General features: G+C 65.8%; 12 protein-coding genes. 6 read left to right on the top strand and 6 right to left on the bottom strand.

Annotation, left to right across the window (positions count from 1 at the left end; genetic code table 11):
- Window positions 1-120: 120 nt before the first annotated feature.
- From U4Z64_RS16445 to U4Z64_RS16430, 4 genes are read right to left on the bottom strand one after another with little or no spacing between them, the layout of a single operon-like run.
- On the bottom strand, window positions 121-633 hold the full coding sequence (locus tag U4Z64_RS16445) for an RDD family protein (RefSeq protein WP_321820497.1): 513 nt from the start codon (window positions 631-633) through the stop codon (window positions 121-123).
- A gap of 6 nt (window positions 634-639) precedes the next feature.
- Complete coding sequence (locus tag U4Z64_RS16440; protein WP_321810991.1) at window positions 640-1,401, bottom strand: DUF3106 domain-containing protein; 762 nt, start codon at window positions 1,399-1,401, stop codon at window positions 640-642.
- A 30-nt stretch (window positions 1,402-1,431) separates the two neighbouring features.
- A complete protein-coding gene (locus tag U4Z64_RS16435; protein ID WP_044844675.1) occupies window positions 1,432-1,857 on the bottom strand; it encodes a DUF3619 family protein in 426 nt (141 codons plus the stop codon).
- Window positions 1,854-2,417, bottom strand: coding sequence for an RNA polymerase sigma factor (locus U4Z64_RS16430; RefSeq protein ID WP_040144687.1), 564 nt, complete (start codon window positions 2,415-2,417; stop codon window positions 1,854-1,856). The genes U4Z64_RS16435 and U4Z64_RS16430 overlap by 4 nt, the downstream gene beginning before the upstream one ends.
- A gap of 352 nt (window positions 2,418-2,769) precedes the next feature.
- Between U4Z64_RS16430 and U4Z64_RS16425 the strand changes: the two genes are divergently transcribed.
- The 6 genes from U4Z64_RS16425 (at window position 2,770) to U4Z64_RS16400 (ending at window position 9,787) form a co-directional block, all read left to right on the top strand.
- Window positions 2,770-4,533, top strand: a complete 1,764-nt coding sequence (locus U4Z64_RS16425) for an acetolactate synthase 3 catalytic subunit (protein WP_321802123.1) — start codon at window positions 2,770-2,772, stop codon at window positions 4,531-4,533.
- A gap of 112 nt (window positions 4,534-4,645) precedes the next feature.
- Window positions 4,646-5,137: an acetolactate synthase small subunit gene (gene ilvN / locus U4Z64_RS16420; RefSeq protein ID WP_034207977.1), complete on the top strand. Its 492-nt coding sequence runs from the start codon at window positions 4,646-4,648 to the stop codon at window positions 5,135-5,137.
- Window positions 5,138-5,241: 104 nt separating this feature from the next.
- Window positions 5,242-6,258, top strand: a complete 1,017-nt coding sequence (gene ilvC / locus U4Z64_RS16415; protein ID WP_044844673.1) for a ketol-acid reductoisomerase — start codon at window positions 5,242-5,244, stop codon at window positions 6,256-6,258.
- 127 nt (window positions 6,259-6,385) lie between these two features.
- On the top strand, window positions 6,386-7,030 hold the full coding sequence (locus U4Z64_RS16410; RefSeq protein WP_039370565.1) for a phosphatidylserine decarboxylase: 645 nt from the start codon (window positions 6,386-6,388) through the stop codon (window positions 7,028-7,030).
- A gap of 15 nt (window positions 7,031-7,045) precedes the next feature.
- The gene (gene pssA / locus U4Z64_RS16405) at window positions 7,046-7,918 is read left to right on the top strand and encodes a CDP-diacylglycerol--serine O-phosphatidyltransferase (protein ID WP_044844672.1); all 873 of its coding nucleotides are present in this window, start codon (window positions 7,046-7,048) and stop codon (window positions 7,916-7,918) included.
- 324 nt (window positions 7,919-8,242) lie between these two features.
- Window positions 8,243-9,787: a 2-isopropylmalate synthase gene (locus U4Z64_RS16400; RefSeq protein WP_044844671.1), complete on the top strand. Its 1,545-nt coding sequence runs from the start codon at window positions 8,243-8,245 to the stop codon at window positions 9,785-9,787.
- A 79-nt stretch (window positions 9,788-9,866) separates the two neighbouring features.
- Here the strand turns inward: U4Z64_RS16400 and U4Z64_RS16395 are convergent, their stop codons facing one another.
- The gene (locus tag U4Z64_RS16395) at window positions 9,867-11,417 is read right to left on the bottom strand and encodes a SulP family inorganic anion transporter (protein ID WP_321820496.1); all 1,551 of its coding nucleotides are present in this window, start codon (window positions 11,415-11,417) and stop codon (window positions 9,867-9,869) included.
- A gap of 36 nt (window positions 11,418-11,453) precedes the next feature.
- Window positions 11,454-12,095 (bottom strand): carbonic anhydrase, encoded by a 642-nt coding sequence (locus tag U4Z64_RS16390; protein WP_044844669.1) that lies wholly within the window; start codon window positions 12,093-12,095, stop codon window positions 11,454-11,456.
- Between the last annotated feature and the right edge of the window lie 142 nt (window positions 12,096-12,237).

Below are 12,237 nucleotides of genomic sequence, written 5' to 3'. Positions count from 1 at the left end.
AGGGGTTTTATCTGATGAATGCACGAATGCACGAATGCACGGATGCACGGATGCACGGATGCACGGATGCACGGATGCACGGATGCACGGAGCCGTCCCGCGATCACGCGAACCGCGCGGTCAGCGTGGAATCGCGACGACGCGCGTGCGGGCGATGCGGTCGTGCGGAAACTGGCGATCGCTATGCAGGCGGGCGGCGCCGGCCCATACGACGATCCATGCGGCGGCGAGCGCGAGCGTGACGGGCACCGACAGGCCGAGGAGCGGATGCAGTGCGAGCGGCGGCAGGAACCACAGCCAGCCGAGCGCGTAGCGGACGAGCGCGTGGCCGGCGTTCAGCGGCCGGCCGTTCGACGATTCGAGCCGCAGCCGCCAGGTCTTCATCGGCAGCGTCTGGCCGCCATGGGTCCAGAACCAGACGAAGTACGCGCCGACGACGAGTGCGATCCACGCGGCGAGCAGGTTGTGATGGACGAGGCCGTTGCGCTGCTGCGTCGCGAGGCTGAAGGCGAGGGCGGCGAAGAATACGACGCCGAACAGCAGCACGGCTTCGTACAGCATCGCCGCGAGGCGCCGCCGCACGGACGGCGCGGCGGCGACGGCCCGGGCCTCGGGTGCGGGGGCGCTTGCCACGGCGGGTCAGGAGCCCTTGAACATCGACGGCGCGTCGGCCGGCGACACGGGCGTGACGGTCGCGGGTGCGGGGGCGGTGCCGGACGTGGCCGATGCGGTCACCGGCGGCGCGCCGGCGCCGACCGATGCGGGCGCCGGTGCCGCAACAGGGTTGCTCGCCGGATGTTCGTGCGAATTGACGAGGCGGCGCACGTCGCGGTCGGCGACGGTCGGCGGCGCGCTGACGACGCTCGGCCGGCGCCGGCGCTCGGTCGCGGCGAGGCGCTGCTTCTGTTCTTCGGGCAGTTGCTGGTAGGCCTTCCATGCGCGCTCGCGCGCCTGCGCGGAAAGCTCCTTCGCGCTCTGGTAATTCTCGCGCGCGACGCGGCGCTGCTCGGGCGTCATCCGCGCCCACTCGGACATCCTGTCCTGCAGGTGCTTCTGCTCATCGGGCGTCAATTTCGCGAAACGGGACGCGATCTTCAGCCATTTGCGCTTGCGCGCATCGCTGAAGCCATCCCACTGATCGGCGAACGGCGCGAGTGCCTCGCGTTGCGCGGGCGTCAGGCGCGCCCACGAGAGCGGGCCGTTGGCGGCCGGCAGCGGCAGGGGCAGCGGGGCGAGTTCGGTGGTCAGGCCGGCTGCGGCCGAGGTCGGCGCGGGCGCGCTGCTGGCCGCGGCGGAGACCGTCGCGGGGGGCGGGTTGAATCGGGAATAGGTGGCGACGTAGGAAATGGCGATCGCGATCACGCATCCGAAAAATACGGCCAGGCCGCGTTTCTGACTCACCCGTGCGATCCCCTCGTTATTGTCTGTTTGTTAGCGTGTGTGCGAAAGATACGCGTTGAACCCGTGATCGAGATACGCGTTGAGCGGCAGGTCGTCGCTGAGCATCGCCGCGTCGATGTCGGCGAGTTCGGCGGTGCGCTGCATGTCTTCCCAGTACGCGATGCCGACGAGCCCCGCGAGCAGCAGCGCGAGCGGCCACGCGCGCAGCAGGCGGCGCGCGAACGACGTCTGCGGACGGCTCGCGGGCGGCGTGCCGTATGCGGCGGCGGCACCGGCGAAGGCGGGCACGAACACCGGCGCGGTGGCGGCTTCCGGCTTCTTGCGCGCGAGCGCGGCCCGGCGCGCGACGGCCAGACGATCGGTGGTCGCGGCAGGCAGCGCCGCGGCACGTTCGTCCAGTGCGCGGCGGACCTTCAGCGCGAATTCGTGTTCTCGATTTACGGGAGCGGAGCTCATAGCGTGATTCCTTTGGCCTTGAGCGCTTGCGCCAGGGCATGGGTGGCTCGCGAGCAGTGCGTCTTGACGCTGCCTTCGGAGCACCCCATTGCGGCGGCAGTCTCGGCGACATCCATATCTTCCCAATAACGCATCAGGAACGCTTCCCGTTGACGCGTCGGAAGTTTCTGGATTTCTTCGTCGATCAGGGCCAGAACCTGCTCCCGCTCGAGGCGGTGCTCGGTGCTCTCGACACCTGCATTGTCGTCCGCGGACTCGAGCGTTTCCAGCGGATCGAAGTCCTCGTCGTCCGTATTGTTGAGCGACGAGAACAGCGTGACCCAGGTGTTGCGGACCTTCTGCCGGCGGAACCAGTCGTGGATCGCGTTCTGCAGGATCCGCTGGAACAGCAGCGGCAGTTCGGCCGCCGGCCGGTCGCCGTATTTCTCCGCCAGCTTGATCATCGCGTCCTGCACGATGTCGAGCGACGCATCGTCGTCACGCACGGCGTACGCAGCCTGCTTGAACGCGCGCCTTTCGACGCCCGCCAGAAAGTCGGCGAGTTCCTTGTCTGATGCCATTCCGTAAAGGTATGCGCTGCGGACTGCGGCGTGTGAAAGGTCGAAAAATTTCGTAAAACCCGCGGATGCTAACAAATTTTCGCGCGACTTGGCACCGGTTGCGGCTCGCCCCGTTGCTTGCGAGCCGCGTCCGCGGCCCGCCGGGCGGGGCGCATGATGCGCTGCGGGATATTTTGCTTGACGACCCAATCATGACCCGCTATCGTCAGCGATTCGCAACATGAAGTGATGGTCTCATTTGAGGCTGGCCCAAGAAGCCCGCCCTTCAAACTGGACGCGCCGCTTGAACCCGAGCCACAAGCCCGGCAGAGAGCACCCGATCAATTTTTTGCCGAAAATTCGAAAGGTCAAAATGAACATGCCCAGCGCGGAATTCTCCACGTCGGAACCCCTTTCCCCTCCCGATAGCGACTCCATCGGCGCCACCGTGCTCATGAAGGCACTGGCCGACGAAAACGTCGAATTCATCTGGGGCTACCCCGGCGGCTCGGTACTCTACATCTACGACGAGCTTTACAAGCAGGACAAGATTCAGCACGTGCTGGTGCGCCACGAACAGGCGGCCGTGCACGCAGCCGATGCGTATGCGCGTTCCACCGGCAATGTCGGCGTCTGTCTCGTGACGTCCGGCCCCGGTGTCACGAATGCGGTGACCGGCATCGCGACGGCCTACATGGATTCGATCCCGATGGTCGTGATCAGCGGCCAGGTGCCGACTGCCGCGATCGGCCAGGACGCGTTCCAGGAATGCGATACGGTCGGCATCACGCGTCCGTGCGTAAAGCACAACTTCCTCGTGAAGGACGTGCGCGACCTCGCGGAAACCGTCAAGAAGGCGTTCTACATCGCCCGCACCGGCCGTCCGGGCCCGGTGCTGATCGACATCCCGAAGGACATCTCGAAGACGCCGTGCCAGTACGAGCCGGTCAAGAGCGTGTCGCTGCGCTCGTACAACCCCGTCACGAAGGGCCATTCGGGCCAGATCCGCAAGGCCGTGTCGCTGCTGCTGTCGGCGAAGCGTCCCTATATCTACACGGGCGGCGGCATCATCCTCGCCGATGCGGCACGCGAACTGAACCAGTTCGCCGACCTGCTCGGCTACCCGGTCACGAACACGCTGATGGGCCTCGGCGGCTATCGCGCGTCGGACAAGAAATTCCTCGGCATGCTCGGCATGCACGGCACCTACGAAGCGAACATGGCGATGCAGCACTGTGACGTGCTGATCGCGATCGGCGCGCGCTTCGACGACCGCGTGATCGGCGACCCGGCGCACTTCGCGTCGCGTCCGCGCAAGATCATTCACATCGACATCGACCCGTCGTCGATCTCGAAGCGCGTGAAGGTCGACATCCCGATCGTCGGCGACGTGAAGGAAGTGCTGAAGGAGCTGATCGAGCAGCTGCAGACGGCCGAGCATGGCCCCGACACCGAAGCGCTCGCGCAATGGTGGAAGGACATCGAAAGCTGGCGCGCGAAAGACTGCCTGAAGTTCGACCGCGACAGCGAGATCATCAAGCCGCAGTACGTGGTCGAGAAGGCGTGGGAGCTGACGGACGGCAACGCGTTCGTGTGCTCGGACGTCGGCCAGCACCAGATGTGGGCTGCGCAGTTCTACCGTTTCAACAAGCCGCGTCGCTGGATCAACTCCGGCGGCCTCGGCACGATGGGCTTCGGCCTGCCGGCAGCGATGGGCGTCAAGATGGCGCACCCGGACGACGACGTGCTGTGCATCACGGGCGAAGGCTCGATCCAGATGTGCATCCAGGAACTGTCGACCTGCCTGCAGTACGACACGCCCGTGAAGATCATTTCGCTGAACAACCGCTATCTCGGCATGGTCCGCCAGTGGCAGCAGATCGAATACAGCAAGCGCTATTCGCATTCGTACATGGATGCGCTGCCCGATTTCGTGAAGCTCGCCGAAGCGTACGGCCATGTCGGCATGCGGATCGAAAAGACCTCGGATGTGGAGCCGGCGCTGAAGGAAGCGCTGCGCCTGAAGGACCGCACCGTGTTTCTCGACTTCCAGACCGATCCGACCGAAAACGTCTGGCCGATGGTACAGGCCGGCAAGGGCATCACCGAGATGCTGCTCGGATCGGAAGATCTGTAACGGCGCGACGCGCGTCCAGGCCGGGAGCGGCCGCCTTCACGAAGGGCGGTGCGGCACCGGGCGGCGCGCGGCGCGAGTGAATCGACACGGACACATTCTGGAAGAAGCGAACATGAGACACATCATTTCCGTCCTGCTGGAAAACGAACCGGGCGCGCTGTCGCGCGTGGTCGGTCTGTTTTCCGCACGCGGCTACAACATCGAAACCTTGACGGTGGCGCCGACCGAAGACCAATCGCTGTCGCGGCTCACCATCGTTTCCATTGGCTCCGACGACGTGATCGAACAGATCACGAAGCATCTGAACCGCCTGATCGAGGTGGTGAAAGTGGTGGACCTGACCGACGGTGCACACATCGAACGCGAGCTGATGCTGATCAAGGTACGTGCAGTGGGCAAGGAGCGCGAAGAAATGAAGCGGATGTCGGACATTTTCCGCGGCCGCATCATCGACGTGACCGAAAAGACCTACACGATCGAATTGACGGGCGCGAGCGACAAGCTCGACGCATTCATCCAGGGGCTGGACGCCACCGCGATCCTAGAGACCGTGCGTACCGGCAGCTCCGGCATCGGACGCGGCGAGCGCATCCTGAAGGTGTGATGCCGAAATTGCCAAAGAGGCACGCCGGGTGCGCCGTCATGTCCCGGCCCGCAGTACTCCATCTGAACGAATTGTTGAATTTTTGAATTAGCGAAGGAACCATCATGAACGTTTTCTACGACAAAGACGCTGACCTCTCCCTCATCAAGGGCAAGCAAGTCACGATCATCGGCTACGGCTCGCAAGGCCATGCACACGCACTGAACCTGAAGGACAGCGGCGTGAACGTGACGGTCGGCCTTCGCAAGGACGGCGCGTCGTGGAGCAAGGCTGAAAACGCAGGCCTCGCGGTCAAGGAAGTCGCGGAAGCGGTGAAGGGCGCGGACGTCGTCATGATGCTGCTGCCGGACGAGCAGATCGCCGACGTGTACGCGAAGGAAGTGCACGCGAACATCAAGCAGGGCGCCGCACTGGCATTCGCGCACGGCTTCAACGTCCACTACGGCCAGGTGATCCCGCGCGCCGACCTCGACGTGATCATGATCGCGCCGAAGGCGCCGGGCCACACCGTGCGCGGCACGTACTCGCAAGGTGGCGGCGTGCCGCACCTGATCGCGGTTGCGCAGAACAAGTCGGGCGCGGCCCGCGACATCGCGCTGTCGTACGCGGCAGCGAACGGCGGCGGCCGTGCCGGCATCATCGAGACGAACTTCCGTGAAGAGACCGAAACCGACCTGTTCGGCGAGCAGGCCGTGCTGTGCGGCGGTACCGTCGAGCTGATTAAGGCAGGTTTCGAGACGCTGGTCGAAGCCGGCTACGCGCCGGAAATGGCGTACTTCGAGTGCCTGCACGAACTGAAGCTGATCGTCGACCTGATCTACGAAGGCGGCATCGCGAACATGAACTACTCGATCTCGAACAACGCCGAGTACGGCGAGTACGTGACGGGCCCGCGCGTCGTCACGGAAGAGACGAAGAAGGCGATGAAGCAGTGCCTGACCGACATCCAGACGGGCGAGTACGCCAAGAGCTTCATTCTCGAGAACAAGGCAGGCGCCCCGACGCTGCAGTCGCGCCGCCGCCTGACGGCCGAGCACCAGATCGAGCAGGTCGGTGCGAAGCTGCGCGCGATGATGCCGTGGATCGCGAAGAACAAGCTCGTCGACCAGACGAAGAACTAAGCACCGCGTGCTGCTCCGGCCCTTCGAGTGGAGGGTCGGTTTCAAAAAGCCGTCCGAAGGCAGCAGTGCCCCGGGCGGCTTTTGCTATCCTACGGGCTTTGCAATTCACCGAACACCGAACGAACCCATGAACTATCCTCATCCGATCATCGCGCGCGAAGGCTGGCCGTTCATCGCGATTGCAGCCGTCATCGCGTTGTTGATCCACGCCGTCGGGGGCTTCGGCTTCGCGTGGCCGTTCTGGCTGCTGCTCGTCTTCGTCGTCCAGTTCTTCCGCGATCCGCAGCGCCCGATCCCGGCGCAGCCGAATGCGGTGCTGTGCCCGGCCGACGGCCGCATCGTCGCGGTCGAGACCACGCAGGATCCGTACGCGAACCGCGAAGCGCTGAAGATCAGCGTGTTCATGAATGTCTTCAACGTCCATTCGCAGCGTTCGCCGGTCGACGGCGCGATCTCCAAGGTCGAGTACTTCCCGGGCGCGTTCCTGAACGCGGCGATCGACAAGGCGTCGACCGAGAACGAGCGCAATGCGGTCGTGATCCAGACGGCGAGCGGCAAGACCGTCACCGCCGTGCAGATCGCCGGCCTCGTCGCCCGCCGGATCCTCTGCTACGTGCGCGCCGGCGAGCCGCTGTCGCGCGGCCAGCGCTACGGTTTCATCCGCTTCGGTTCGCGCGTCGACGTGTATCTGCCGCTCGGCAGCCGCGCGAAGGTGTCGATCGGCGAGAAGGTCTACGCGTCGTCGACGATCCTCGCCGAGCTCGAACAGTAAGCGGCGGGGCGCACGATGGCCGCATTCAAACCGCGTCGGCCGCGTAACGGCTCCGGCCAGACGCCACGTCCGTTCCGCCGCAACAAGGGAATGGCGCCCGATCCCGCGCCGCTCGAGAGCCGCCGCGCCGCGCGCCAGCGGTTCCTGAAGACGCGCGGCATCTATCTGCTGCCGAACGCATTCACGACCGCCGCGCTGTTCTGCGGCTTCTTCGCGGTCGTGCAGGCGATGAACGTGCGCTTCGAGATCGCCGCGATCGCGATCTTCGTCGCGATGGTGCTCGACGGGATGGACGGGCGCGTCGCGCGCATGACGCATACGCAAAGCGCGTTCGGCGAACAGTTCGACAGCCTGTCGGACATGGTGTCGTTCGGCGTCGCGCCCGCGCTCGTGATGTACGAGTGGGTGCTGAAGGATCTCGGCCGCTGGGGCTGGCTCGCCGCGTTCGTCTATTGCTCGGGCGCCGCGCTGCGTCTCGCGCGCTTCAACACGAACATCGGCAGCGTCGACAAGCGCTTCTTCCAGGGGCTGCCGAGCCCGGCCGCCGCCGCGCTGATCGCCGGCTTCGTCTGGCTCGCGACCGACAACCGCGTGCCGATGAAGCTCGGCTGGCTGCCGTGGGTCGCGTTCGCACTGACGATCTATGCGGGCGTGACGATGGTGTCGAACGCGCCGTTCTACAGCGGCAAGGCGCTCGACGTGCGGCACCGCGTGCCGTTCGCGGCGATCCTGCTGGTCGTCGTCGCGTTCGTGCTCGTGTCGTCCGATCCGCCGCTGATGCTGTTCTGCCTGTTCGTGCTGTACGGGCTGTCCGGCTACGTGTTCTGGGCCTACATGGCCGTGCGCGGGCGGGCGAATCCCGCGCGCTCGTCGCAACGCGACCACTGACGCGCAACCTGTCCGGAAACGGCGGCCTCGGAGATGATTCCGGGCCGCCGTTTTCATTTGCCCCTTTTTCGTGCGTCGGAGCCCGGTATCCCGGGTGCCGTCCGATTGCGCACCCGGCGGAATGTCGCTATAGTCTTCGGCATGACTGCATTTCCCCGCCTCTCCCTCCTTCTAGCCGGTGCGCCGCTACGCGCGCTAGCTTTGGCGCGCCTGCCGCGCTGACCGTTCTCGCCCTCCGTCAAGCCTCGTCTGTTGTTGAGCGTCGCCAGCGGTGGCGCGATCTCATTACGTTCGATTCCCGTATAAAGAGCCCTGGAGCCCCCCATGACAGACAAGCTGATCATTTTCGATACGACGTTGCGTGACGGTGAACAATCGCCCGGCGCGTCGATGACGAAGGAAGAGAAAATCCGCATCGCGAAGCATCTCGAGCGGATGAAGGTCGATGTGATCGAGGCCGGTTTCGCGGCCAGCTCGAACGGCGATTTCGACGCGATCCACACGATCGCCGGTCTCGTGAAGGACAGCACGATCTGCTCGCTGGCGCGCGCCAACGACAAGGACATCCAGCGTGCGGCCGACGCGCTGAAGCCGGCCAACAGCTCGCGGATCCACACGTTCATCGCGACGTCGCCGCTGCACATGGAAAAGAAGCTGCGCATGACGCCGGACCAGGTGTTCGAGCAGGCGCGCCTCGCGGTGCGCTTCGCGCGCAAGTTCACCGACAACGTCGAATTCTCGCCGGAAGACGGCAGCCGTTCGGATCTCGACTTCCTGTGCCGCGTGCTGGAAGCGGTGATCGCCGAAGGGGCGACGACGATCAACATCGCCGACACGGTCGGCTACGGCGTGCCGGAGCTCTACGGCAACCTCGTGAAGACGCTGCGCGAACGCATTCCGAACTCGGACAAGGCGATCTTCTCCGTGCATTGCCACAACGATCTCGGGATGGCGGTGGCGAACTCGCTCGCCGGCGTGAAGATCGGCGGCGCGCGCCAGGTCGAGTGCACGATCAACGGTCTCGGCGAGCGCGCGGGCAACACGTCGCTCGAGGAAATCGTGATGGCCGTGAAGACCCGCAAGGACTACTTCGGCCTCGACGTCGGCATCGACACGACGCAGATCGTGCCGACCTCGAAGCTCGTGTCGCAGATCACCGGTTTCGTCGTGCAGCCGAACAAGGCGGTGGTCGGCGCGAACGCGTTCGCGCACGCGTCGGGCATCCACCAGGACGGCGTGCTGAAGGCGCGCGACACCTACGAAATCATGCGCGCGGAAGACGTGGGCTGGACCGCGAACAAGATCGTGCTCGGCAAGCTGTCGGGTCGCAACGCGTTCAAGCAGCGCCTGCAGGAGCTCGGCGTGTCGCTCGACAGCGAAGCCGAACTGAACGCCGCGTTCATGCGCTTCAAGGACCTCGCCGACCGCAAGGCCGAGATCTTCGACGAAGACATCATCGCGATCGTCTCGGAAGAATCGGCGCTCGCGCACGAGCAGGAGCACTTCAAGTTCGTGTCGCTGTCGCAGCGTTCGGAGACGGGCGAGCAGCCGCAGGCGAAGATCGTGTTCGCGGTCGAAGGCAAGGAAGTGACCGGCGAGGCACGCGGCAACGGGCCGGTCGACGCGACGTTCAACGCGATCGAGGGTGAAGTCGGCAGCGGTTCCGAACTGCTGCTGTACTCGGTGAACGCGATCACGACCGGCACGCAGGCGCAGGGCGAAGTGACGGTCCGGCTGTCGAAGAGCGGGCGGATCGTCAACGGTGTCGGCACCGATCCGGACATCGTCGCCGCGTCCGCGAAGGCGTACATCTCGGCGCTGAACAAGCTGCATTCGAAGGACGACAAGGTCAACCCGCAGCGCGCGTAAGCGCTGCGCGTCGAGCGCCCGAAGCACACGAAACGCCCCGTGCGGCCTCGCGCCGCGCGGGGCGTTTTTCATGCGCCGCTCATTCGGCGGCCGGCGCGCGGAACGACCAGCGGCGAGCGGCCGGGCGGGGCGCCGGGCTGCGGCGACGGAATTCGACCGCGATCCCGCGCCGCGGCGCATCGGCGATGAACGCGTCGAGCAGTTCGAGCACGTCGTGGTCGATGTAGTCGGCGCGCGTCGCGTCGATGATCACGGCCGCGCGGTCCGGAATGTGCCGCAGGTGATGCTTGACCTGCACCTTGCCGAGGAACGACACGTCCTTGCGGAACGACAGCAGGAAGTGGTCGTCGTGCTGCGCGAGCGTGACGGGGCTCTTCAGGTTCGCCACCGCGACCGCCAGCACGCTGCAGGCGAGGCCGAGCGCGATGCCGAACAGCAGGTCGACCGCCAGCACGCCCGCGATCGTCGCGGCGAACGGCACGAACGCGGCCGGGCCTTGCTTCAGCACCGAGCGGAACAGCGCCGGTTTCGCGAGCTTGAAGCCGGTGTGGATCAGGATCGCCGCGAGGCTCGCGAGCGGGATCAGGTTGATCAGCCCGGTGAGCGCGAACACGCTGGCGAGCAGCAGGATCCCGTGCACGATCGCCGACATCCGGCTTTGCGCACCCGCGTTCACGTTGACCGAACTGCGCACGATCACCGACGTGATCGGCAGCCCGCCGACCGCGCCCGCGACGAGATTGCCGACGCCCTGGGCCTTGAGTTCGCGGTCCGGCTGGGTCGGCCGGCGCTTCGGATCGATCTGTTCTACCGCCTCCAGGCTCAGCAGCGTCTCGAGGCTCGCGACGACCGCGAGCGTGATCGCGACGCGCCACACGTCCGGATTGACGAGTTGCGCGAAGTTCGGGCCGAGCTCGGCATGCTTCAGCGATGCCGCGAGCGCCGCGAACGATTCGAGCTCCGGCAGCGTGACGCGATGCGCGGCGCCCGGCGCGACCGACGGTGCAACGACGCCGAGCACCAGCGTCGCGCCGATGCCGAACACGACGACCGCGAGCGGCGCAGGCACCGCGCGTACCGAGCCGAAGCGCTTGAGCGCGGGCGTGTCCCACGCGACCAGCAGCGCGAGCGAGACGAGCGCGATGGCCGTTGCGGCCCAGGCGGTCGGCAGGCCGGGCCATGATGCAAACGATTGCGCGGCCGGCCCGCCGATGCCGAATGCGAACGGAATCTGCTTCACGACCAGCAGCAGGCCGATCGCCGCGAGCATGCCCTTGATGACGGGCGACGGTACGTACGCGGCGAAGCGGCCGGCGCGCAGCATGCCGAAGCCGAACTGCAGCACGCCGGACAGCAGCACCGCGAGCAGGAACGCGGAAAAGCTGCCGAGTTGCGCGATCCCTTCGACGACGATCACGACGAGGCCGGCGGCCGGCCCGCTGACCGACAGTGACGAGCCGCTCAACAGCGCGACGATGATCCCGCCGACGATGCCGGACACGAGCCCGGCGAACGGCTCGACGCCGGACGCATTGGCGATGCCGAGACATAACGGCAGCGCGACGAGGAACACGACGATGCCGGCGACGATGTCGCGCGGCAGGGTGGACAGGCGGTCGTTCAGTTTCATGGTTGGGGTGATTTCATTGGCGTAGGGAGGGGCGGGTCAGCCGAGAGCGACGGCCATGGCGGCATGCTCCGGTTCGGCTTCGGCCGGCGCTGTCGTGTAGCCGGAATCGAGTTCCTTCAGGCGGCCGTCGGCGAGCGAAAAGATCCAGCCGTGCACGAGCGGCGGCCGCTGCCGGCCATGCACGATCGGCGAAGCGCGCAGCAGCCGCACCTGTTCGAGCACGTTGAGTTCCGCCAGACGGTCGGCGGCGGCCGTGTCGTCGAGTCCGTCGAGCGTGTCGCGATGGCGCCGTGCAAGCGCGCACAGCGGCGCGATGCGGCGCGCGACGTGCGGCAGGTCGGCCGGCGGCGGCAGCAGCGACGCGCGCACCCCGCCGCATCCGTAGTGGCCGCACACGATCACGTGGTCGACTTCGAGCACGCGCACGGCGTACTCGAGCACGCTCGCGGAATTGTCGTCGTCGGGATGGAACAGGTTCGCGATGTTGCGATGGACGAACAGCTCGCCGGGCACGCAATGCGTGATGGTTTCGGCTGGCACCCGGCTGTCGGCGCAGCCGATCCACAGCACGCGCGGATTCTGGCCGCGCGCGAGTGCGTCGAAGAAACCGGGCGTATGCTCGTGCGTCTCGCGGGCCCAGGCGATGTTGGCAACCAGCATGCTCTTGGGGCGATTCATGAGGACTCCTTTCTGATAAGGACAAACAAATACCGGACGAAGTGGAGCAATAGGATGCTTTCTAAATTGAAAGGTTCAATTTCATCCGATATTAGGGGTATGCCCTAACATCCGGTGCCAATGATACAAATTGTTTCAACTC

This window comes from Burkholderia sp. BCC1996 (assembly GCF_905339955.1).
Taxonomy (GTDB): domain Bacteria; phylum Pseudomonadota; class Gammaproteobacteria; order Burkholderiales; family Burkholderiaceae; genus Burkholderia.
This window is presented reverse-complemented; position numbering and strand designations above follow the sequence as displayed.

What these genes read in the sequence shown, in the direction of transcription:
- U4Z64_RS16435 (WP_044844675.1), bottom strand. Translation starts at nt 1,857, where the DNA reads ATGAGCTCCGCTCCCGTAAATCGAGAACACGAATTCGCGCTGAAGGTC.
- U4Z64_RS16430 (WP_040144687.1), bottom strand. Translation starts at nt 2,417, where the DNA reads ATGGCATCAGACAAGGAACTCGCCGACTTTCTGGCGGGCGTCGAAAGG.
- U4Z64_RS16425 (WP_321802123.1), top strand. Translation starts at nt 2,770, where the DNA reads ATGAACATGCCCAGCGCGGAATTCTCCACGTCGGAACCCCTTTCCCCT.
- ilvN (WP_034207977.1), top strand. Translation starts at nt 4,646, where the DNA reads ATGAGACACATCATTTCCGTCCTGCTGGAAAACGAACCGGGCGCGCTG.
- ilvC (WP_044844673.1), top strand. Translation starts at nt 5,242, where the DNA reads ATGAACGTTTTCTACGACAAAGACGCTGACCTCTCCCTCATCAAGGGC.
- U4Z64_RS16410 (WP_039370565.1), top strand. Translation starts at nt 6,386, where the DNA reads ATGAACTATCCTCATCCGATCATCGCGCGCGAAGGCTGGCCGTTCATC.
- pssA (WP_044844672.1), top strand. Translation starts at nt 7,046, where the DNA reads ATGGCCGCATTCAAACCGCGTCGGCCGCGTAACGGCTCCGGCCAGACG.
- U4Z64_RS16400 (WP_044844671.1), top strand. Translation starts at nt 8,243, where the DNA reads ATGACAGACAAGCTGATCATTTTCGATACGACGTTGCGTGACGGTGAA.
- U4Z64_RS16395 (WP_321820496.1), bottom strand. Translation starts at nt 11,417, where the DNA reads ATGAAACTGAACGACCGCCTGTCCACCCTGCCGCGCGACATCGTCGCC.
- U4Z64_RS16390 (WP_044844669.1), bottom strand. Translation starts at nt 12,095, where the DNA reads ATGAATCGCCCCAAGAGCATGCTGGTTGCCAACATCGCCTGGGCCCGC.